Below are 21,176 nucleotides of genomic sequence, written 5' to 3' on the forward strand. Positions count from 1 at the left end.
CGTCATGCGTCATTCGATCCGTATGGCTCATCGAGGCGCAGGCGCAGACCCGAGAAGCCGCGGGCATGCATGGTCCGGCGCGGCATGAACCCCTTCCGCCGCATCGCCGGGCCGAACGCCTTCACCGTGCCCGGCGTGTCGCCGGCGGCCTTGGCGTAGGTGCTCCACGACTCGAACAGGTCGGTCGTTCGATCCCAGACGTTGGGCTCGCCAGTCCGCACATCGCACTTCTCAGCGAGCCATTGGGCCATCAGGTCCTGCTCGGAGAAATAGGCGTCGGTCGCGTCCACCACGCTCTCAGGCCTGACCAGACCGTTCTGCTGCCAGTCCAGCCCGCCTTCGATCATCCATCGCAGGATCGCCGGCCACTCGGCCTTCAGCTTGTCCTCAAGCTCGCGGTCCGGGCGCTCGGGCTTCCGGATAAAGGGGATGATGTTGAACCGGCGACGGGCGGCGTCGTCGACGTTCCGGAGCATCGGCTGATGGTTGCCGACGATCGTCAGCTTGAAGGTCGGCGTGAAGGTGAAGAAGTCTTGGCGCATGAACCGCGCGGTGACGGGGTCGCCGCCGGTGAGCGATTTGATCCGCGCCTCGGCCCAGGATCGATCCTCCTCGGTTTCCGAAGCGGTGACGAGCCGAGCTCCCCGAAGCATCGCCATGTCGGTCGGATGCTTATCGGCCTTGGACGCGGTGAACGTGTCCATCGCCGCGGTCTTGGCATAGGCGCTCAGGATCGCGGTGAGCACGTTCAGGAACACGCTCTTGCCGTTGCCGCCCGGCCCGTAGACGAACACCAGGGCATGTTCCCGGGTGAGCCCGGTCAGCGCGTAGCCACACCATTGGCGCAGGAACCGGATCAGGCCTGCATCACTGCCGGTGGCCTGATCCAGGAACGCGAGCCAGAGGGGGCATTCCGGTGTCGCGGCGGGCGCGACGGCCGTCAGTTTCGTGATGCGTTCCCCTCGGTTAGCCGCGCGCAGCTCGCCGGTCCTCAAGTCGACCGTCCCGCCGGGCGTCCCGAGCAACCAAGGATCCGGATCCCAAACCTCGGCTGTCACCGCGAAAATGGGATCGGCCCTGCAGAACCGTTCGACGCCGCTGGCAAAGCTGGTCTTGCTGGCGATGAACCGGGTCTTCGGATCTTCGTGTGCGCAGAGCTCCCGGGCCAACTCCCGCGCCCAGTGGAAGGCTACCTGCACCCGGTTGGGTATCCAGGCTGCACCGTCCCATCCGAACCACCCGCCGGTGTCGTGGCAGAACAGGAGCTTGCCCTCATGCCGCTCCGCAAAGGTGCGAGCCGCCCAATCCTCGGTGAGTAGGTCGCCGTTCCGCTTTGGTCTGTCCTGAGACTGACCGTCCTCTTGGAACGCTAACAGTCGATGGATGTCTTCAACGCCGGCTGCCATCGCGAGCCTCCCTGCGCCGCAGTTCCTTTCGCGCGATCGATCCGACCGTCTTCGTGACCTCCTCCGGCTTCAGCGGCGGACGGCACCGTGCCTGGTTCCAAGCCTGGACGAGTTCGTGAGCTACGCCGGGATCAACGTACCGGCGCAGTAGGTGACCGGTGAGCTGCGCCACGGAATGATTGCGGGCGCCGTCACCGACCCCTTCAATGACGAGACGCCGCCATTCCGATGTCTGACGGCCGCCGCCAGCTCGGTCTCGGGTGAGCGCCTGGACGAGCCACAGCGGCATCTCCGCCGGCACTACGTCGTCGGGGTGATGGTCCACCGACCACGCATACGACCGCCCCGAGGCGTGCAGGCTCGGCGGGGCGACGACGTACCCGCCTGCGCCGCGGATATCGAGACCGGGGGCGAGACCGCCTTTGTCGCCGGCGCTGTTCCGGATCTCGATGCCGGCGGGAGGCCGGAAGAAGATGTGCTGGCCTCCGCCACCGGTGAGCGCTCGCGTGGTCTCGGGCAGCGGACCGTGCTCGGCCTCCAGAGCGTCCAAGCTGGCGTCGCCGCCGTGTCGCGGGTCGACGTCGAGCACGACGGCCGGGCCAGTCGCCAAACCGATGTTCGCGAACGGCGCCGTGGTGAACCAGTGCCGGACGATGCCCTCGTTGCTGGTCGCGTTGGTAAGACCGCGCGGCGCGAGCTTCGCCATGGGATGCTTGCCTGCATCTTCGCAAGTCGGGTTGCCGCAGGTGCAGACGAGGCGGCCGGACGCACCTTCCCGTATCCCATGAAGCGGGAAGACCTTGGCCCCGCGCTTGATCAGGTAGAGGGCGGCGTCGAGGCGATCCGTCATGCCGCCCCCTTGGTCATCGCCCGAGCAAAATCACGCTCGATCTGCAGCCCACGGTCGGTCTGCTGGCGTTCGTAAACCTCGCGGCAGACGTCTTCAGGCTGATCGCAGTCGAGGTCGGGTAGGCCGCAGGCGAAGACCCGGAAGCGAACACCCGGCGCGAGCTGCCGCACGGCCACGTACCAGCGGAGCGTCGTCATCCGCGGCCGCCCCGTGAGGTGATGGATCTCGACCTCGGCTCGGGACGCCTGCCGAACTCGATGGTTGCGATCCGGCCGGCGCTCGAAGAACCGGGCATCCGCGGCGATCGTCAGCTCGTTCTCATGCGTGAGCCGCTGAAGCCGACGGCGGTCGGCGCGCGCCAGGGGCTGGGGGCTCATGCGTAGGCTCCCCGGAGAAAGGCACGCGCCGCCACACGACTGGCGACGATGCCAAGGACGGTGCCTTCCCGATCGATCACCGCAACACAGGTCGTGGCGGCGTTCGAGGATGAACGGACCGGATTGCGAGGCTGTGGGACCGACCGTCCGCTCTGAGCTTCAGGCATGCCCGTCCTCCGAGGTCGATCGCACCACCTTTCCCAGCCGGGCCACCGCCCATTCGTCGAGCAAATCGGTCGGGTAGAGCGGCACGCGGCCGTTCTTCTGGAACGGGGGGCCGCCGCCGAGACAGGCTAGCTTGGCGAGCGTCGCAATCGCCATCTCGATCCCGTAGCGGTCGAGCAGATAGCGGCTGGCTTCCCAGCGACGCAGCCGGGGCTTTCCGGCCTTCGGCGGGCAAGGCTCCGCCGGTCCCCTCGAAAGGGGCTGCTGCAGATCTGTCATCTTCGATGCTCCTGAGACGCCCGCGTGAGCCTACGACCTGAGGCCGGAGCGGGTCGGGCTGCTATTCGCCGTCGTCTTCCGCAGGCGCCGGCACTTCGGTTTCGTCGGTCACGTCGAGCACACGGAAGAGCGAGCGCGGCGCGAGCATGATGACGTTCGGTGCCGAAGCGACCACGCCCTCGCTATACGATTTTTGTTTCGTCAGCTTGCCGCCCCAGATCTCGCCGTCTTCCGTAAAATACAGAAATAGACGCCAATCTCGGTCGCCAGTATTGTATGCCTTGACGACTTCTTTGATACGGGTGCCGTTTTGAAGGCACGCGTTTACTGTTTTAAGTTGCGGTCCGGTCATTCCCAGCATTGTGAGGAAGCCATAGATCTGCGCCATCACAAGGTGATGTTCTTCGAAGATTTGCGCTGCTGTCCGACCTGAGCCACGGACGCCAGCGTCGGGGAACAGATCAGCCTGCGCCCACCCCCGGATCTGCCGGGCAATGTAGGCGGCAGACAGCGACGGCTTAGCCACCGACAGCCGTTCTGCCATCTGCCCGACCGTGAACGTCGTCATGCCTACTCTCCGCTATACGTAGAGCTACTATGGTGGCCTCTACGTCTTACGTCAAGCGGAATTCGGAGCGACTGGGCATAATAGGGGTGGGAACACTGGTCCCACCCCTGAGGGGCCACGCCCAAAAAGCGGACCCTCTTGTAGCGAGCGGCGGGGTCGCCGCTCACTCGGCCTCAAGGTCCCGATCCCCGCCCCGCATCCAGAAGACCTGAGAGCCCTGGTTCTCCAAGGCTGCCAGCGAAGGCTCGGCGTCGCCACCGTCTTCGCGGTCCGGATCGCCGTCGATGTCGTCCAGGGCGGCGACGAGCTGGTCAACGGCGTCAAGGGCGAGGGCCAGGGCGCCCTCGATGCGGGTTCGGGTATCTGGCGCAGGTGGCGGAGGCTGCCGCGGTCGGAAGGGTATGATGTCGGCCATGGCTCAGCCCGGGCGCTTGCGCGAGCGGATGCCGACCACCGTGCCGATTAGCTTCTCCTGAAGCAGGTCGACCGTGTAGGGGCCGTCGCTGGCGTAGAGGAGGCGGCTGCGCTTCTGTCGCAATTCCATCATGCCCGGACCTTGCGGTCGGTTGATCGGGTCGACCCACCAGCGCGGACCGATGCCGCCGATGTCGCGATAGTTCGTCTGCAGGATCGAGCAGGCGCCGCTGTTCCACTTCAGCAGAACGAGAGCGCCCTTCATCAGCTCGGTCTTGGTTATGTCGACGAGGGCGATGTCACCGGGACGAAGGACCGGCCAGTTCGTGGCATCCTCGACGACATGCTCCAGGCAGCCTTCCGGATTGTCCGATAGCAACGGCAGATCCGCAGGGGCCGGCCCGAACTCCTCCAGAACGTCGATCGGGACCGTGACGCCGTGGACACGATGCAGCTTCTCGATCTTCCGGCAATCGACGAAGCCTCGGCGCCCGTCGATCGGATCGAACAGCTCGATCATAGGGAACACTTCGCTACCCTCGCCGGCCTGCAGGAACGCCGGATCGAAGCTCTCGCCGATCTGCCAGATGCTAGGTCCCCTGCCGTTCACGAAGTAGGCGACGCAGAAATCCCGGCCGCGGGGTGGGATCGGCTCGACGAGCACGCTGGATCCCGGCGGCATCTTCACGCCGGCGCCGTTCTCATCGACGCGCAGGCCGTAGCTGTTCGGATGGACGCCCGGCGGCCGCAGCATGTAGCCGAGCTTGGGTCGCTGGGCCTTTGAGGTGTCGGCGTCTCGCTTGGTGAAACGCCCGGCGGCATCCCTGAGCAGGGTGGCTCGATGGCACAGGGATGCGCCCGTGTCGGGCTTGGGGGCAGTGAGCTGAGTGGTGCGCTTCGACATCTCGTCCTCCCCTCACAGACCGCGGGCGATGCCGTAGGCGAAGACGCCCCCGGCGATGATCAGGACGCCGGAGACAAGGTCTCCACCGAGGTCGAGGAAGCGCAGGGCTCGGACGTGGGGCGTGTCGGGCCGGACCGGAGCGATGGCCTCCCAGGGCTCGACGGTGCCGGGTACGTGCTCGTTAATGTCCAGCATGGGTGCAGGACGGGCGTAGACAGTTGCAGTGGTCCGGCGCTTGGCCGGCGAATGGGCGAGCGGGGGCATTGCCATAACCGGGATCTCCGGGGCTGAAGGGATCGGGATGTGTTTGAGGCTGCGCTTTCGCGCAGGCGTCAGGCGCCGGCTGCGTTGCTCCTGCATGCCGCGTCTGATACCATTCGTATTAATGCACGACTGCCTGGGTCGTCAATACCGAAAGTATCAAATGCCGATAACGACGCGTCAGGCTAAGGCGGCTCGCGCACTACTCGCGTGGTCCCAGGACGATCTGGCTAAGGCGTCTGGCGTCTCAATCCCGACGGTAAAGCGCCTGGAGGCAGACGACGGCCCGATTGGCGGCCGAGCAGACACTGGCGCAAAGCTGCAGGCCGCCCTTGAGGCTGCCGGCGTCATCTTCATCGAAGAGAATGGTGAGGGGCCGGGGGTAAGGCTGAAGAAGTAGGAACTGCCTCAAGCTTCAATGCTGCCTCGGCTATATTGTGTAAGTTACACACTGAGTCGAACAAGAAAAATCCTTGGCCAGCAGTGGCCGCACCAACCTAGTGGCCAGGATGTTTGAAGATCGATTGCAGGCGCTCGTGGAAGATTTGCGGAATCTTCCTGCCGAAACGACGTGGGTCGAGTTCAAGAAAAATAACTACACACATCAACTGATAGGAAAATCAATATCAGCTCTCGCAAACTCCGCACGTTTATCCGACAAAGAAGTTGCCTATCTCGTGTGGGGTATTCAGGATGAGACTCACGACATAATTGGAACTGATTTCGAGCCATCTAGAGAAGTCGTCAGTCGAGAGCCGCTGGAGATGTGGCTCGCCAAAATGATAGATCCGTGTCCACACTTCACATTCTACATTCTTGCAACAGACGCTGGCCGAGTAGTTCTTCTCGAAATTCCAGCCGCTAGTCATGCCCCCGTGACCTTTAACCGCCAGGCTTATATTCGTGTAGGAAGCGCCACAACTTTGCTATCTGATCATCGAGACAAAGAAAGTGCTCTTTGGTCAAAAATTCAGGCTTTTGCTTGGGAGAAAGGCATTGCTAAGCATTTTCAGTCTTCGGATGAAGTTCTCGATTTGCTTGACTTTAGATCTTATTTCGAGTTGACTAGGCAGCCTGTACCTGGTGATGCAGCTGGCATTTTGCAGAGACTTTCCGACGATCTGCTTACTTCACCTGATGTAGGGGGAAGATGGAAAATCACCAATCTTGGTGCAATTCTTTTTGCAACTGCGTTGGATAAGTTTGAGGGTATCGATCGCAAGGCCGTCCGCGTCATCGAATACGAAGGCAAGGACCGTATTCGCACGAAGCGTCGAAGCACCGGCAACCGAGGATATGCCTCAGGCTTCGAAGGCCTCATGCTCTACATCAACCGGTTACTGCCACTAAATGAGCATATTGGACAGGCGTTCCGCGAAGAGAGGCGCATCTACCCAGAGATTGCCGTGCGTGAACTTGTTGCTAACGCCGTGATCCATCAGGACATGACCATCCGGGGATCGAGTCCAATGATCGAGATTTTTGAGGATCGGATGGAGATCACAAACCCTGGTCCCAGTCTGAATGATCCTCAGCGCATCATCGATCTTCCGCCCCGGTCTCGGAACGAGAGCCTAGCTGCCCTCATGCGACGGATGAATATCTGCGAGGAACAAGGAACCGGTATCGACAAGGCCGTCAACGCGGCCGAGTTTTTTCAGCTGCCCCCACCGGATTTCCGAATTGAGGCAGACAATATGAAGGCCGTTCTGCTGGCGCCGCGCCAGTTCGGCGATATGACCCAGGTCGAGAGGGTTCGAGCGGCCTACCAGCATGCGTCGCTCAAGGTGCTCGCGAACTCCAAAATGACGAACAGCTCGTTGTGTCAGCGACTCGGAATTGCGAAGCAGAACGCGGCTCAGGCTTCGCGGATCATCAAAGATGCTCTGGCGGCAGGCTTGATCCGCCCTGCGGATCCGGATGCACCTCGGGCCGGATATGTCCCTCACTGGGCTTAGTTCTTGATCGTGTTTTGATCGGGATCCGATCCCAAACGCCAACCCCCTGTTCCTGAAGCCGTTTTGACGGTGTTAGTGCCGATTTTCCCCTTGATCGTGTTTTGATCCGAGGTGAAGGCTTTGGATACGTCCACAACATGCTGTGGTAGGATCGGCGGAAAGCGAGCTGCCCGTGTATGCCGTCAAGTGGCTGCGATGACCCCTGGGTCTGCGGCTGCCTCGGATGTGCATGACCTTGTCCCTGTATCTAGGCAGCCAGCCTCTCAGCAATCCTAGCAGACACCTTTTCCGCCGCAGCGACGAGCGCCGGATCCGGCATGTGTGCGTACCGCACGGTGACGCCGGAAAGCTTGTGGCCCAGCAAGCCCCCGATCATCAGTTCGGAGTATCCCATCTCAGCTGCGGTCGCTGCGAAGGTATGCCGCAGGACGTGAATGGTCACGCCTTCCAGGCCAGCACGCGCGCACATCCTGGCCAGCACCTTCGGCAGGCCTACGAAATGGTTCTTGCCTCTGTCGCCGGGGAACACCCACTCCGAGGCCTTGGGCTTAGGAAGTCCTTCGAAGGCGACCGTACCGATAGCGCGGAGCTGTCGACCGCCCTTGGTGTCTACGAACCGGATGCAGTTGCATCGCACGTCCAGGGATTTGCGAGGTAGAGATGCTGCTTCGACCCGACGGAGACCGGTGAGTAAAAGAAATTTCAGCGTGGCGATCCCCGTCGCCGTCTCGCCATCGTCTAGCGCGTCGCGCAAGGCTTGGCCGAATCGTGCGATCTCGGCAGGGTCCAGGAAGCGATCCTGCTTACCATCCGGCTTGCGCCACACTCCGCGGGCTGGGTTCGTCACGATGAACTTCTTCCGGATCGCGAACTCCATGATGGTGCCCAGCATGCCGATCGTTCGGGATGCCACGCCTGCGCCGCCAGTCGTGACACCTCCGTTTCCCATCCTGGGCTTGGCGGTCTTCCCGGCCTCGATGTCCGTTCGCATTTTTTCGACGTCGTCTGACGTGAGAGCCGGGATCTTACGGGCGCCAATGAGCGGCTTCACGTGGCATTCGATTCGGCTACGGTCCATCGCGAGTGTGGAGGCTTTGATCCGAACAGCAGCATCCGCGAGGTAGAGGTCACACAACTCGGTGACTGTCGGCGCGTGGCGGATTCGATTGCGGTCCGCAGATGGGTCCTCACCTTTGGCCGCCGCGCCCAATTTTTCGGCGGCCGTCTTCCTGGCCTCGTCGGGGGTGACGGTGCCGACACGAGCGAAAGCTAGCCTCCGCTGTCGTCCCTCGGCGGTTCGGTACTTGACGATGTAGCTTGCCACGCCGGAGGGCATGACGCGCACACCGAAGCCCTTGATCTCGGTGTCCCAGGTGAACACCTCACCGGCTGGATCGGGCTTCAACCCGTCCACGACGCGCTTTGTGATCTTCGGCAAGGCGCCCTCCCCTAATGAGGCGCCGGAACCATCGCGGAACCAAATGGGCGAAAATCGAGGTCAACCGGCGCAACCCGTAGAAAACTCGGGTTTCGGCATTCCACAAGGCCGCTCAAGGCTTTAGCAATCACGCGAAAGCCCGGGGAATGACGGGAAAAGGTCTGAGCCTAATCTTGCCAAGGTTGGGGTCGAGGGTTCGAATCCCTTCGCCCGCTCCAGTTTCTCTTCGGCGAGACGAACGATGAGGAGGTCGCCGCTGGGCGGCCTTTTTCGTTTCTGCCGTGTCGTGAACCACCCGGCACCGATTTCGTCTCCACGCAGAGGATCACGGCATGCCGATCAAGGCGCTCAACGACCGCAAGAAGCTGTCGAGCGATTTCAACGAGGCCAACGATGCCTTCATCGACGAGGTGCTGGGCGCGCTTCAGGCGGGCCGCATTCCCGTCGATCTCGCCCGGGCCTACCTCGCGCATCCCGTCGCGATGATGCATTCGGAAGGCGCACAGGCGGTCGCCGGCTATTTCGACCGGATGCTCGCGCAGCGGCCGAACATCGATTGGACGCCGGGGGAGTAGTCAGCCGGGATCGCCCCCGTTCGAGACCGCTTGCCGGCGTCGGGTGGTTGGCCTGCCGTCACGGCACGATCCGGTCCAGCACCCCCTTCAACGCCTCCGACACCGGCTGGCTGCCCTGGCGATCGTAGAGGTCGCGGAGCTGGCGGCCCATCTCGGCGAGGCTGAGGGAGCCCTTGATGATGAGGCGGTCGGCCTGATCGTCGAGGCTGGCCTTCTCCGCCGTGGTGATCTCCTTGGCCGTCAACACCACCACGGGGACATCGCCGTCGGGGCGGCCGCGCAGCGCCCGCAGGAAGGCGAAGCCGTCCATCACCGGCATCATCAGGTCGAGCAGGATCAGGCTCGGGCGCGCCTCGTCGAGGCGCTCCAGGGCAACCGAGCCGTTCTCGGCCTCGCGCACCTGCCAGCCCTCGCGGCTGAGGGTCCGCCGCAGGCGCTCGCGGGCGTCGGAATCGTCGTCGACGAGGAGCACGCTGCCGTCGCGGCCGGTGGGCCGGTAGCGCTCCATCGTCTCCTTGAGGGCGTTCCAGTTGATTGGCTTCACGAGATAGTCCGTGGCGCCGAGGACGTGGGCGAGGCTCATCTCGTTGACGACGCTGGTAATGATCACCGGCGTGTCGGCGATCTCCGGGTCGGTGCGGATGGCGTGGAGCACCGCCCAGCCGTCCATGCGCGGCATCTCGATGTCGAGCAGGATCGCGCGGGGCTTGAGAGCGCGGGCCAGCGTCAGCCCGGCGCGGCCATCGTTGGCGGTGCGCACGCGAAACCCCTCGCGTTCGAGGAAGCGCTGCAACAGGTCGCGCGCGGCCGGGTCGTCGTCGACCAGAAGCACCACGTCCTGCCGGACGCTGTCCTCGGCGGTGATCCGCCGCACCTGTTCGGTGACGCTCGCGGCCTGGGCGTCCTCCTCCTCGGCGGCCAGCGTCGCGGGCACGCGGATCGTGAAGGTCGCGCCCTGCCCAAAGATGCTCTCGACGCCGATATCGCCGCCCATGCGCTCACAAAAGGCGCGGGTGATGGCGAGGCCGAGGCCCGAGCCGCCGAACTGGCGCGTCGTCGATTCATCGGCCTGCGAAAATCGCTCGAACAGCCGGCCGGCCTGTTCCGGCGTCAGCCCGATGCCGGTGTCGATCACCGAAAAACGCAGCCAGTCGGCGCCGTCGACGGTGGTGCGCTCGGCCCGCAGGGTGATCTCGCCGTCCTGCGTAAATTTCGCGGCGTTGCCGATCAGGTTGATCAGCGCCTGGCGCAGCTTCAGCTGGTCCTGGTGCATCGCGCCGAGATCGGGGGCGAGGTCGAGGCTGAAGGCGTTGCGCTTCTTCGCCGTGAGGGACTGCGTCGCGGCGGTGACGTCCTCGATCAGGTCGGCGACGGCGAAGGTTTCGGCCGAGAGCGTCATGCGCCCGGCCTCGATCTTCGAGATGTCGAGCACGTCGTTGATCAGGCCGAGGAGATGGCGCGCCGAGGCTTCGATCTTACGCAGGTCCGGCAGCAGGCGGGCCTCGTCGATATCCTCGAGCTCCTCCGCCAGCATCTCGGAATAGCCGATCACGGCCGAGAGCGGCGTGCGCAACTCGTGGCTCATGTTGGCCAGAAACTGGCTCTTGGCGAGGTTGGCGGCCTCCGCCGCGGCGCGGGCGCGCTCCGACTCGGCCTCGGCTTCCTTGCGGGCGGTGATGTCGATGTTGATGCCGACCCATTCGCGGATGCTGCCATCCTCGGCGAGGACCGGCACGCCGCGCACCTCCGTGTCGCGCCATTCGCCGTCGTGGCGCAGCAGGCGGTAGTCGATCTCGTAGGGCTTGGCCGCCTCGACGCTGCGCGCCCAGACCTCGGCGGCCTGCGCCCGGTCGTCCGGGTGCACGGCGTCGACCCAGCCCCAGCCCTGATACGCTTCCTCGCTCTGGCCGGTATAGGCGGCCCAGCGCGGTTGCGGCGGCAGCAGCTCGCCCTCGGCGTTGGTGTTCCAGATGACCGCGGCCGAGGCGTCGATCAGGGCACGGAAGCGCTCTTCTGAATGGCGCAGGCGCTCCTCCGCTTCCCGGGTCTCGGTGATATCGGTGTTGGTGCCGTACCAGCGCCGGATGTTGCCCTCTGCGTCGCGCACGGGCACGGCGAGGGACAGGAACCAGCGGTAGCGCCCGTCCGCGGCACGCAGCGGAAAGGTGTCCTCCCACGGCTCGCCGCGCGCGATCGACTGCGCGAAGGTGTTCGCGGCGCGCTCCAGGTGATCGGGATGGTGGACCTTGCGCCAGCCCGAGCCCTGCATCGCTTCCGGCGTGGTGCCCGTGTAGTCGTACCAGCGCCGGTTGTACCAGATGAGGGCGCCATCGGCTTCCGCGATCCAGGCGAACTGCGGCATCGCGTCGGCGAGGTTGCGGAAGTCTGCCTCGCTCGGCGCGAAGGGGGCCGCCGGGTCGTTCGATCGCGCCGTCATGGACAGGTCCTTGTCTCCGCGAGCCCGATACTCACCGCCGCAGCCGGTTGCCGAGCACGAACCCGAACAGGCCGAGCAGCACGATGCCGAGCGCGCCTTCGATGCCGACGAGGAGGTTCGTCACCCGCCCGACCGGCTTCAGGCCGATCTCGGGCGGGTTGGCCGTCAGCATGTTGAGGGCGCTGTAACTCACGAGGTCGACCACATTGTAGGTCGGCCGGTGCTCCGGCCCTTCCAGCAGCAGGCCTCCCGTGAGCCAATAGCCCGCCGCGAACAGGCCGATGGTGAGGGCGAAGGCCCGCGCGATCCGCGAGAGGCTCTCGCCGTAATCGCAGAGCCACTCGACGAAGCGGTCGGCGAGCCAGCGGTAGCCGAAGCGCAGGAGCCCGCTTCCGTCGCGGCGCTTCCAGGCCGCACGGGCCTGCGCGCCGGCATGGCGCCGGCCCATGCGGCGCCCGCGCTTGTAGGCCCAGCTCGCGCCGTCATGGCTGCCGATGCTCTTGAGGTTGCGCTCGATCGCCAGATAACTCGACTGTGCCCCCTCGTACTCCCCTGCGATCTCTTCGCCGACCGCTCCGCCGAGCTGCTCGATCCGAAAGCGGGTGCCCTCCAGCCACGCCCCGGCGAAGCGGGCGTGGCGCAGCTTGCAGGTGGAGAGGTCGAGCCGCACCAGGGTCGTGTCCGAGAGATCGGCTTCGGAGAGGTCCGCGCCGTCGAGCTTGGACCCCGAAAAGTTGGCGCCGCGCAGCCGGGAGCCGACGAACCGGGTCTTCTTCAGGCTCGCGCCCTCGAAGTCGGCATGGGTGAGGTTCACGTCGCTGAAATCGGCCTCGTCGAGCCGGGCGCCACGAAACACGGTGTAGTCCGCGTCGGCCCCGGTCAGGTCGGCACCCCAGAGGTCGGCTTCGACGAAGCGGGCACCGTCGAGGAGCGCCCGGTGCAGCTTGGCGAAGCGCATGGTCGCGCCGCCGAAATCGGCGTCTTCCAGCATCGCGTCGCAGAAGCTCGCCTGCCCGGCCGCGATGCCCACGAAGCGTGCGCCGCTGAGATCGGCTCCCGACAGGTCGGCCTCTTCGAGGTTCACACCCTCGAACCGCGCCGAGCGCCCGAGCGCGCCCTTCAGCGAAGCCTCCTTGAGGGTCGCGCCCGACAGGTCGGTCGCTTCGAGATCGGCTTCCGCGAGGCTGGCGCCGGTGAGATCGAGGCCGCCGCCGGCCGTCGCCCACCAGCCCGGCGCGGCCGTGGCGGGGTCGAGCCGAGCCGCGAGTGCGTCCTTGCCGAGGGACAGCCGTGCCAGGGCCGGCGGCTCGGCGGGGCTGAAGGGTGCGCCGCCGAGGTCGCCGATCAGCGACAGAAACGCCGCGACGCGGTCTTCTCGGCCCTCCGGGGCGTCATCCTGTTGCACCGCCACACCCAACGCCATATCGCGACACGTCGCTCCCGTCCGTCTGCCACATGTCGCGCGAAGGTGCCGGATCGAACCGGGCCTGCCAACCGATACAGCCGCAACGCGATGGATGGCGAGCCCATTGCGACCGGAATGCCGTGGCGCGCGTTGGGCCGGTGCATGAGAAGGGGGACTGGACGGTGTCGGGCAAGATCTTGCTGGTGGAAGACCACGAGGAGATCTGGGATTTCCTGTCCCGGCGTCTGAGGCGCCGGGGCTACGAGGTGATCCTGTCTCACGACGGAGAGGCCGGGGTGCAGCAGGCGCGGGCCTCGCAGCCCGACGTGATCCTGCTCGACATGAACCTGCCGGTGCTGGACGGCTGGTCGGCGGCCCGCGCCCTCAAGGCCGCGGCGGATACGCGCGGCATCCCGATCATCGCCCTGACCGCGCACGCCATGTCCGGCGACCGCGACAAGGCGATCCAGGCCGGCTGCGACGACTACCACCCGAAGCCCATCGATTTTTCGAAGTTGCTCAGCCAGATCGCTGCTGCTGTCGGCACGTCCGCTTGAGCGCCGCGGGCGGGATGCCGGGAGGCAGGGCATTGCTCGGGCATATCTCTGCTCAGGGCCGCAACACCCTCCCCCGTCATTCCGGGGCTCGCCGCAGGCGAGAACCCGGAACCCACTCGATACGCTGCGGCCAGTCGTGGGTTTCACGCTTTGCGCGCCCTTCGGGTCCGGGTTCGGCTGCGCGACCCCGGAATGACGGCGTTAGGGTCGAAATCGATCAGGACAGGCCAGACAGGCTACCGGCATGACCGACGATCCCGTCACGACGCGCCTGCTGAGGCGGGCGCTTCCGACGATCATCATGCTGGCCTCGCTGCTGACCGTGGTGACGCTGGCGAGCGCGCTCTATCTCGGCCGCACCATCCTGGTGCCGATCGCGCTGGCGATCTTGCTCAGCTTCGTGCTGCTGCCGGCGGTGCGCGGCCTGCGGGCGTTGCGCGTGCCGCGGGCGCCGGCGGTGCTGATCGTCGTGCTGCTGACCTTCGGCCTCCTCGGCGCGGTCGGCTCGCTGATCGCGCGCGAGGCCGGGCAGCTCGCTGCCGACCTGCCGCGCTACTCGATGACGCTGCGCGAGAAGGTCACGGCGCTCCGTACCGCCACCGGCCAGGAGAACGGGCTGTCTGCTACCTTCTCGGGCCTGTTCGACATGGCCGACGACATCGGCAAGGCGCTTCAACCCGCCGCGACGACGGCCCCGGCAGATGCCGAGATCGGTTCGCTTCAGCGCCCGATGCAGGTGGAGATCCAGCCCGCCCGGACCAGCGTGGTCACCACGCTGACGAGCGTCGCCGGCGACATCCTGCATCCCCTGGCCACCACCGGCCTGATCCTGCTCTTCACCGTATTCATCCTGCTCCAACGCGAAGACCTGCGGAACCGGGCGATCCGCCTCGCCGGCTCGAGCGACCTGCGCCGCACCACCGCCGCCATCGACGACGCGACGGCGCGTCTCAGCCGGTTCTTCCTCGCCCAGCTCGCCCTCAACGTCGCCTTCGGCGTCGTGATCGGGATCGGGCTCTGGCTGATCGGCCTGCCGAGCCCGATCCTGTTCGGCGTCATCGCCGGCCTGCTGCGCTTCGTGCCGTATATCGGCGCGGCGATCGGGGCCGTGCTGCCGCTCGGCGTGGCGGTGGCGATCGATCCGGGCTGGTCGATGGTGATCGCGGTGGCGGTGCTGTTCGTCGTCGTCGAGCCGATCGCCGGCCATGTGCTCGAACCGCTGCTCTACGGTCACTCGACCGGGCTCTCGCCGATCGCCGTCATCATGGCGGCGACGATCTGGACCTTCCTGTGGGGGCCGATCGGGCTGGTGCTGGCGACGCCGCTCACCGTCTGCCTCGTCGTGCTCGGGCGGCACGTCGAACGGCTTTGGTTCCTCGACGTGCTCCTGGGCGACGGGCCGGCCCTGGACCCCCAGGAGACGTTCTACCAGCGCATGCTGGCGAGCGACCCGGCGGAGGCGATCGAGCAGGGCCGCCAGTTCCTGAAGGAGCGGGCGCTGATCACCTATTACGACGAGGTCGTGCTGGCCGGCCTGCGGCTGGCGGAGGCCGATCTCGCCCGCGGCAGCCTCGACCGCTCACGGCAGATGAAGCTCGGCGAGAGCTTCCGCACCGTCGTCGACCGCCTCGGCCAGCCGAAGCGCAGCTGGACCCGCAGCACCGTCGGCGCCGAGGCGGCCGCCACCCTTGCCTTGGTCGGACCCGACCCCAAGGCGGCGATGGTCGTGCTGAAGCCCGACGATCTTGCCGCGAACTGGCGCGGCGAGGCCCCCGTGCTCTGCGTATCGAGCCGCGGCGTGTTCGACGAGACGGCAACGCTGATGCTGAGCCAGATCCTCAGCCGGCACGGGATCGGCGCATGCGCCCGGCCGTCGAAGGGGCTGACCGAGGCGGATGTACGCGACCAGAGCATCGCCATGGTCTGCTTCTCCTATCTCGATCCGATCAGCCTGTCGCAGATCCGCCTGACCATCCGCCAGACCCGCCGCGCCATCCCCGGGGTGACGATCCTCGTCGGCTTCTGGCGCGAGCGCGATCCGGCCTCCCTGGAGCGCCTGCGCCGCGCCACCTCGGCCGACCTGCTCGTGACCTCGCTGAGCGACGCGCTGCAGGCGGCTCTCGATCTGGCCCAGGCCGCTTCGCCGGAGCCGCCGGTGGCGAAGGCCGCCGCCGAATAGGCGCAGCCGGCCTTGAGTGCGACCGATGTTGCGTGAATTAACATTTTTCCCGTCCTCAGCGGAACGATGCCGGTGCCTCGGCTCTTCCTTGCCGCCCATCACGGGCTGAGGAGACAAACCATGCGTTCCATTGCTTTCGCCGTCATGGCTGCGACCCTGTTCGCCGCGCCCGCTTTCGCCGAGAGCGCCAAGCCCGTCGCGCCGCCGGCCGCGGTCAAGTTCGCGCCCGTCGCCCCCACCGCTGTGCTCAGCTACAACCTGATCGGCCTGACCGTCGTTGACGGCTCGAACAGCACCGTCGGCGAGATCAAGGATCTCATCATCAACGACGGCAAGCTCACGGGCTACATCCTGTCTGTCGGCGGCTTCCTCGGCATGGGCGAGCATTACGTCGCCGTCGAGCCCTCCTCGGTCGGCCTGACCTACGACGAGAGCGCCAAGAAGTGGGTCGCCTCGGTCAATGCCACCAAGGACCAGCTCAAAGCGGCTCCCCAGTTCAAGTACGAGGGCAAGTTCAAGCACTGACGCCCGACACGCCTTTACCCGGGAGCGCCCCGGCGCTTCCGGCCCTGAACGCATTGCCGCACCATGACGTTGCGCGCCTCTCGTTTACCCTCTGGAAACCATAAGCACCCGATGCTCTCCGCTTAATGAAACGTGGAGACCGCCCGTGACGACGATCCTGAACGAGGACATGTGTCCGGTCCCCCTGGAGCTGCTCGGTGCCCTCTACCGGGCCGACCCGGAACAGCTCGACGAGATCCTCGACGGGATCGCCGAGCCGACGCGCGCGCGCCTCGCGGTCTACCTCTACGGACGCAGCCACACCCACGGGCTCGGGCTGAAGGTTGCAGCGGGCTGCGAGGGCTCGACGCTGCGGCGCGCCTGCGGGCTGATCGGCAACGTGCTGTTCGAGCAGTCCCGCCGGAACCCGGTCATGCAGAGCTTCGGGAGCCGCATCCTGCCCTCGAAGCGCGTCAGTCTCGGCGGCTCGCGGAATGCGGTGGGCCTGCGGGCATGAGCCTGCTGCACAGCATGCTCAGCCGCTTCAACCTGAGCGTTGCGGCCTATGCCGGGGACGAGCCGCTGATGCAGGCCTCGGTCTCGGCAGCGGCCAACATCATCGTCGCCGACGGGGAGATGTCGGGCGACGAGTTCGACGCGGCGATCCTCGGCATGACCTCCAACCCCATCCTGGAAAAGGGCTACGATGCCCTGATGCTGGAGAGCGAACTCTACGACGGCATCGCCCGGGCCCGGACGCGAGCGGGGCGTGTGGAGAACCTGCGCCGCATCGCGGCCATTACCGAGCGCCCGCTTCAGCAGCGCCATGACGTCTTCCTGATCGCGGCCGACGTCGCCGACCAGGAGGGCATCAGCCCGATCGAGGACCGGGCGCTCGTCGAGATCGCCGCGGCGCTCGATGTCGACAAGGCGGCCCTGCTGCAGGTCGCCCTGGCCAAGCCGATGGCCGCCGCGCTGGCGTGATGCGCGTCCGTCGCCCGCGGGCAGATTGAGTCCACTCCTCATTTTCGACCGTCATTCCGGGGCTCGCCGCAGGCGAGAACCCGCAATCCACCCGTGAGGCCTCGCATTCCGTTGCGCCCAGTCGTGGGTTTCACGCTTTGCGCGCCCTTCGGGTCCGGGTTCCGCTGCGCGGCCCCGGAATGACGATGAGAGATTAACACCCCACCCCAGCTTGGCGCTGAAGATGCATGGCGCCCGGCGCGCCGCGGCGGTCCGGACGGGCGACGCATCCTGGCGCGAGAATCTGCCGGACGTGCGGACACGTGCCGGCTCATGAGGTGGATTTGAGCGACATCGACCGGTGGGCCGAGCGCCGCCGCATTGCCGAGCAGGGGCGCGGCGAGCGGGCCTGGTCGCTCTGGGGCCCGTATCTCAGCGAGCGGCAATGGGGGACGGTTCGCGAGGATTACAGCGCAGACGGCAACGCCTGGCGCTCGCTGACGCATGAGGATGCGCGCTCGCGGGCCTATCGCTGGGGCGAGGACGGCATCGCCGGCCTCAGCGACGACCACGGCCTGCTCAACCTGTCGCTCTGCCTCTGGAACGGGCGCGACCGCATCCTCAAGGAACGGCTCTATGGCGTCACCAACGAGGAGGGGAACCACGGCGAGGACGTCAAGGAGGTCTACCATTACCTCGATGCCGTCCCGAGCCATGCCTACCTCAAGTACCTCTACAAGTATCCCCACGGCCCCTTTCCCTACGACGACCTTCTGCAGGAGAGCTGGCGGCGGCGGCGCGACGAGCCGGAATACGAGATCGAGGACACGGCCGCCTTCGACCAGGACCGCTTCTTCGCGGTTACCGTCGAGTACGCGAAGGAGGATGCCGACGACATCCACATGACCGTGACCGCGGTGAACCGCGGCGCGGAGACGGCCGAACTGCACCTCGTGCCGCAGCTCTGGTTCCGCAACACCTGGGGCTGGCGCGACGGCGCCATCGCCTGGAAGCCCTGGCTCGAACGCGGGGCCGACGGGCGCGTCGCCTGCAACCATTCCCGGCTCGGCTCCTACCGCCTGTCCTTCGACGGCGAACCGGAGCTTCTGTTCTGCGAGAACGAGACGAACCTGCGCCTGCATGGCGGCCGGGCGGAGGCTCCGGGGCCGTTCAAGGACGGGCTCGACGCGGCCATCGTCCGGGGCGACCGAGCCGCCGTCTCGTCATCGAAGGGCACCAAGCTCGGCCTGCACTACCGCTTCACCCTGGAGCCCGGCGCGCGTGCCGTGGTGCGCCTGCGGCTCTATGCCGGCACGCGGCCCCGGCCGGTCGACGGTCAGGGCACGCTCACACGCCGGCGCGTCGAGGAGGCGGATGCCTTCTACGACATGCTGCAGGACGGCATCGTCTGCGCCGATCGCCAGCGCATCTTCCGCCAGGCGGCGGCCGGACTGATCTGGACGAAGCAGCTCTACCGCTACGACGTGCGCACCTGGCTGATGGGCGACCCGCTCCAGCCGGCCCCGCCCCCGGACCGCCGGCACGGGCGCAACGCCATCTGGAAGAATTTTGCCGCCGCCGACGTGCTCTCGATGCCGGACGCCTGGGAGTACCCCTGGTTCGCCGCCTGGGACCTCGCCTTCCACTGCCTGCCGCTGGCGTTGCTCGACCCGGACTTCGCCAAGAGCCAGCTGCTGCTGCTGACCCGCGAATGGTACATGCACCCGAACGGCCAGCTCCCCGCCTACGAATGGGAGTTCGGCGACACCAACCCGCCGGTTCATGCCTGGGCGACGTTCCGGGTCTTCGAGATCGACCGCGACCGGCGCGGCGGGCGGGGCGACATCGCCTTCTTGGAGGGCGTGTTTCACAAGCTCCTGATCAACTTCACCTGGTGGGTGAACCGCAAGGACGCCGACGGCCGCAACGTCTTTCAGGGTGGGTTCCTGGGCCTCGACAATGTCGGCGTGTTCGACCGGTCGCGCCCGCCCCCCGGCTTCGGCGTGGTGCACCAGGCCGACGGCACCGCCTGGATGGCGATGTACGCGTTGAACATGATGCGCATCGCCCTCGAACTCGCGCTCCACAACGACGTCTACGAGAGCACGGCCTCGAAGTTCTTCGAGCACTTCCTCGGCATCGCCGAGGCGATGACCGACATGGGCGGCGAGGGTTTCGGGCTCTGGGACGAGCAGGACGCGTTCTTCTACGACGAGGTCGACATGCCGGGCGGCGCGATGCTGCCGCTGCGCGTGCGCTCGATGGTCGGGCTGGTGCCGCTCTTCGCCGTCGAGGTGATCGACCCGACAATGCTGCAGCGGCTGCCGGATTTCGCCCGGCGCATGAATTGGGTGCTGGAAAACCGCCCGCACCTCGCCCGGCTCGTCTCGCGCTGGGACGAGGGCGGCGCCGGGGACCGCAAGCTGCTCTCGCTGCTGCGCGGCCACCGGATGAAGGCGCTCTTGAAGCGCATGCTCGACGAGGCCGAGTTTCTTTCGGACTACGGCATCCGCTCCCTGTCGAAGGCGCATAAGGAGGCACCCTTCCACCTGGACGCGTTCGGCGCGTCGTTCAGCGTGCGCTACGACCCGGCGGATTCCACCTCGAACATGTTCGGCGGCAACTCGAACTGGCGCGGGCCGGTCTGGATGCCGATGAACTACCTGATCGTCGAGGCCCTGCGCCGCTTCCACACCTATTACGGCGACGACTTTCTGGTGGAATATCCCACCGGATCGGGAGCGGAACTGACGCTGGAGGCCATCGCCGACGCCCTCGAAGACCGGCTGATCGCGCTGTTCACCAAGGGCGAGGACGGCCGCCGGCCGATCTTCGGCACTGCGGAGCGGCGCCACGCGGACAAGGATGAGGAAGAGGCCCTGCTCTTCCACGAGTTCTTCGACGGGGACACCGGCCGGGGCTTGGGCGCTTCCCACCAGACCGGCTGGACCGCGCTGATCCTGAACCTGCTGCACCACAAGGCGCGGCGGTAGGGGTCAGCGCCCACCCTCCCCGATCCAGGCGATGACGCCCTCGTCCGAGCGAAAGTCCTCCAGGGCGTGGATGCGCGCCTCGGGAAGCGCCGCGCGGGCCATGGTCGCAAGGGCGTGGCCCGGTCCGAGTTCGAGCACGGACGAGGCCCCGAACTCGCGGCAGGCTTCGAGGCAGGCGGCCCAGTCGATCGTCTGTGCAATCTGGCGCGCGAGCTTTTCCCGGCCGGTCCGCGCATCGAACACCGCCGCACCGTCGAGGCCGGAGAGCAGGCGTGGTGCGCCGGGCGGGGGACGCCGCAGTGTTTCCTTCGCCATGGCCTCCGCAAAAGTGTCGCTTGCAGCGTTGAGGAACGGCGTGTGCGAGGGCGTGTGGACCGGCAGCAGGACGGCGCGCTGAGCGCCCGCAGTCAGCGCCTCGGCGCAAAGCGCTTCCAGCCCATCGCGAAGACCGCCGACCACGGCGCTGTCGGCGGCGTTGCGGATCGCGAGGTGGCAGCCGAGACGCCCTGCCCGGCGCGCGATGTCGTCGAGGGTCAGGCCGCGGATGCCGGCAAGGCCGTAGCCCTCGCCCGAGGCTGCATCCATCGCCTCCGCCCTCGAGGCGGCGAGCCGCAGGACGGCCTCGGGGTCGAGGCGCCCCGCGCAGCCCCACGCGGCGAGGTCGCCGATGCTGTAGCCGGCGAGGATCGTTCGCGCAGGCCCCGCTTCCGCGACGATCGTCCAGGCCGCGAGCGCCGCGACGCAGCACAGGACCTGCCCGGTCCGGTTGCCGTGAAGCGCCGCGCCGTACCGGCGGACGAGGTCGCGCGGGTCGGTGCCGCCGAGCAGAGGCTTGGCCGCCGCAAAGATGCCTTGGGCCGCCGGACGCGCCGCCGTGAGCGCGAACATCTCGGGATGCTGGGCACCCTGCCCCGTGAGCAACACGGCCAACGTCATAGGCTGC

General features: G+C 66.5%; 21 protein-coding genes. 9 read left to right on the plus strand and 12 right to left on the minus strand.

Annotated elements, in window-relative coordinates; all coding sequences use genetic code 11:
* Positions 1-2: 2 nt before the first annotated feature.
* The 8 genes from MHA02_RS09495 to MHA02_RS09530 all read right to left on the minus strand — a co-directional run bounded on the left by MHA02_RS09495 (position 3) and on the right by MHA02_RS09530 (position 5,158).
* The gene (locus tag MHA02_RS09495) at positions 3-1,406 is read right to left on the minus strand and encodes a phage/plasmid primase, P4 family (RefSeq protein WP_147078399.1); all 1,404 of its coding nucleotides are present in this window, start codon (positions 1,404-1,406) and stop codon (positions 3-5) included.
* Positions 1,390-2,256: a bifunctional DNA primase/polymerase gene (locus tag MHA02_RS09500; protein ID WP_147078400.1), complete on the minus strand. Its 867-nt coding sequence runs from the start codon at positions 2,254-2,256 to the stop codon at positions 1,390-1,392. Before MHA02_RS09500 ends, MHA02_RS09495 begins: the two co-directional genes overlap by 17 nt.
* Positions 2,253-2,633: a hypothetical protein gene (locus MHA02_RS09505; RefSeq protein WP_147078401.1), complete on the minus strand. Its 381-nt coding sequence runs from the start codon at positions 2,631-2,633 to the stop codon at positions 2,253-2,255. Before MHA02_RS09505 ends, MHA02_RS09500 begins: the two co-directional genes overlap by 4 nt.
* Positions 2,634-2,792: 159 nt before the next feature.
* Entirely contained in the window at positions 2,793-3,077 is a 285-nt protein-coding gene (locus MHA02_RS09510; protein ID WP_238180278.1) for a hypothetical protein, read from the minus strand.
* A gap of 61 nt (positions 3,078-3,138) precedes the next feature.
* A complete protein-coding gene (locus MHA02_RS09515; RefSeq protein ID WP_147078402.1) occupies positions 3,139-3,645 on the minus strand; it encodes a hypothetical protein in 507 nt (168 codons plus the stop codon).
* A 163-nt stretch (positions 3,646-3,808) separates the two neighbouring features.
* The gene (locus MHA02_RS09520; protein ID WP_147078403.1) at positions 3,809-4,060 is read right to left on the minus strand and encodes a hypothetical protein; all 252 of its coding nucleotides are present in this window, start codon (positions 4,058-4,060) and stop codon (positions 3,809-3,811) included.
* A gap of 3 nt (positions 4,061-4,063) precedes the next feature.
* Complete coding sequence (locus MHA02_RS09525) at positions 4,064-4,963, minus strand: hypothetical protein (protein ID WP_147078404.1); 900 nt, start codon at positions 4,961-4,963, stop codon at positions 4,064-4,066.
* Between the two features lie 12 nt (positions 4,964-4,975).
* The gene (locus MHA02_RS09530) at positions 4,976-5,158 is read right to left on the minus strand and encodes a hypothetical protein (RefSeq protein ID WP_244612413.1); all 183 of its coding nucleotides are present in this window, start codon (positions 5,156-5,158) and stop codon (positions 4,976-4,978) included.
* Positions 5,159-5,387: 229 nt separating this feature from the next.
* On the opposite strand from MHA02_RS09530, the gene MHA02_RS22970 reads away from it, so the two are divergent.
* Positions 5,388-5,624 (plus strand): helix-turn-helix domain-containing protein, encoded by a 237-nt coding sequence (locus MHA02_RS22970; protein WP_147078406.1) that lies wholly within the window; start codon positions 5,388-5,390, stop codon positions 5,622-5,624.
* Positions 5,625-5,697: 73 nt separating this feature from the next.
* Positions 5,698-7,182, plus strand: a complete 1,485-nt coding sequence (locus tag MHA02_RS09540; RefSeq protein ID WP_210245061.1) for an ATP-binding protein — start codon at positions 5,698-5,700, stop codon at positions 7,180-7,182.
* A 247-nt stretch (positions 7,183-7,429) separates the two neighbouring features.
* On the opposite strand, the gene MHA02_RS09545 is transcribed toward MHA02_RS09540, so the two are convergent.
* Positions 7,430-8,620, minus strand: coding sequence for a tyrosine-type recombinase/integrase (locus MHA02_RS09545; RefSeq protein WP_147078407.1), 1,191 nt, complete (start codon positions 8,618-8,620; stop codon positions 7,430-7,432).
* Between the two features lie 332 nt (positions 8,621-8,952).
* Here MHA02_RS09545 and MHA02_RS09550 point away from each other — a divergent pair, with 332 nt between their 5' ends.
* The gene (locus MHA02_RS09550; RefSeq protein WP_147078387.1) at positions 8,953-9,195 is read left to right on the plus strand and encodes a hypothetical protein; all 243 of its coding nucleotides are present in this window, start codon (positions 8,953-8,955) and stop codon (positions 9,193-9,195) included.
* Between the two features lie 58 nt (positions 9,196-9,253).
* On the opposite strand, the gene MHA02_RS09555 is transcribed toward MHA02_RS09550, so the two are convergent.
* Both MHA02_RS09555 and MHA02_RS09560 read right to left on the minus strand, forming a co-directional pair.
* Entirely contained in the window at positions 9,254-11,632 is a 2,379-nt protein-coding gene (locus MHA02_RS09555; RefSeq protein WP_147078408.1) for a hybrid sensor histidine kinase/response regulator, read from the minus strand.
* A 31-nt stretch (positions 11,633-11,663) separates the two neighbouring features.
* Positions 11,664-13,037: a pentapeptide repeat-containing protein gene (locus tag MHA02_RS09560; protein ID WP_147078446.1), complete on the minus strand. Its 1,374-nt coding sequence runs from the start codon at positions 13,035-13,037 to the stop codon at positions 11,664-11,666.
* Between the two features lie 182 nt (positions 13,038-13,219).
* On the opposite strand from MHA02_RS09560, the gene MHA02_RS09565 reads away from it, so the two are divergent.
* The 6 genes from MHA02_RS09565 (at position 13,220) to MHA02_RS09590 (ending at position 20,233) form a co-directional block, all read left to right on the plus strand.
* Positions 13,220-13,594, plus strand: a complete 375-nt coding sequence (locus MHA02_RS09565) for a response regulator (RefSeq protein ID WP_147078409.1) — start codon at positions 13,220-13,222, stop codon at positions 13,592-13,594.
* Positions 13,595-13,838: 244 nt separating this feature from the next.
* A complete protein-coding gene (locus MHA02_RS09570) occupies positions 13,839-15,773 on the plus strand; it encodes an AI-2E family transporter (protein WP_147078410.1) in 1,935 nt (644 codons plus the stop codon).
* 120 nt (positions 15,774-15,893) lie between these two features.
* Positions 15,894-16,298, plus strand: coding sequence for a PRC-barrel domain-containing protein (locus MHA02_RS09575; protein WP_147078411.1), 405 nt, complete (start codon positions 15,894-15,896; stop codon positions 16,296-16,298).
* Positions 16,299-16,467: 169 nt separating this feature from the next.
* On the plus strand, positions 16,468-16,794 hold the full coding sequence (locus tag MHA02_RS09580) for a hypothetical protein (RefSeq protein ID WP_147078447.1): 327 nt from the start codon (positions 16,468-16,470) through the stop codon (positions 16,792-16,794).
* A complete protein-coding gene (locus MHA02_RS09585) occupies positions 16,791-17,261 on the plus strand; it encodes a tellurite resistance TerB family protein (RefSeq protein WP_147078412.1) in 471 nt (156 codons plus the stop codon). Before MHA02_RS09580 ends, MHA02_RS09585 begins: the two co-directional genes overlap by 4 nt.
* A 323-nt stretch (positions 17,262-17,584) precedes the next feature.
* The gene (locus tag MHA02_RS09590) at positions 17,585-20,233 is read left to right on the plus strand and encodes an MGH1-like glycoside hydrolase domain-containing protein (RefSeq protein WP_147078413.1); all 2,649 of its coding nucleotides are present in this window, start codon (positions 17,585-17,587) and stop codon (positions 20,231-20,233) included.
* A 3-nt stretch (positions 20,234-20,236) separates the two neighbouring features.
* Here MHA02_RS09590 and MHA02_RS09595 read toward each other — a convergent pair whose 3' ends face one another.
* Positions 20,237-21,169, minus strand: a complete 933-nt coding sequence (locus tag MHA02_RS09595; protein ID WP_147078414.1) for an acyltransferase domain-containing protein — start codon at positions 21,167-21,169, stop codon at positions 20,237-20,239.
* Positions 21,170-21,176: the final 7 nt, after the last annotated feature.

It is taken from the genome of Methylobacterium haplocladii (genome assembly GCF_007992175.1).
In the GTDB taxonomy this organism is placed as follows: domain Bacteria; phylum Pseudomonadota; class Alphaproteobacteria; order Rhizobiales; family Beijerinckiaceae; genus Methylobacterium; species Methylobacterium haplocladii.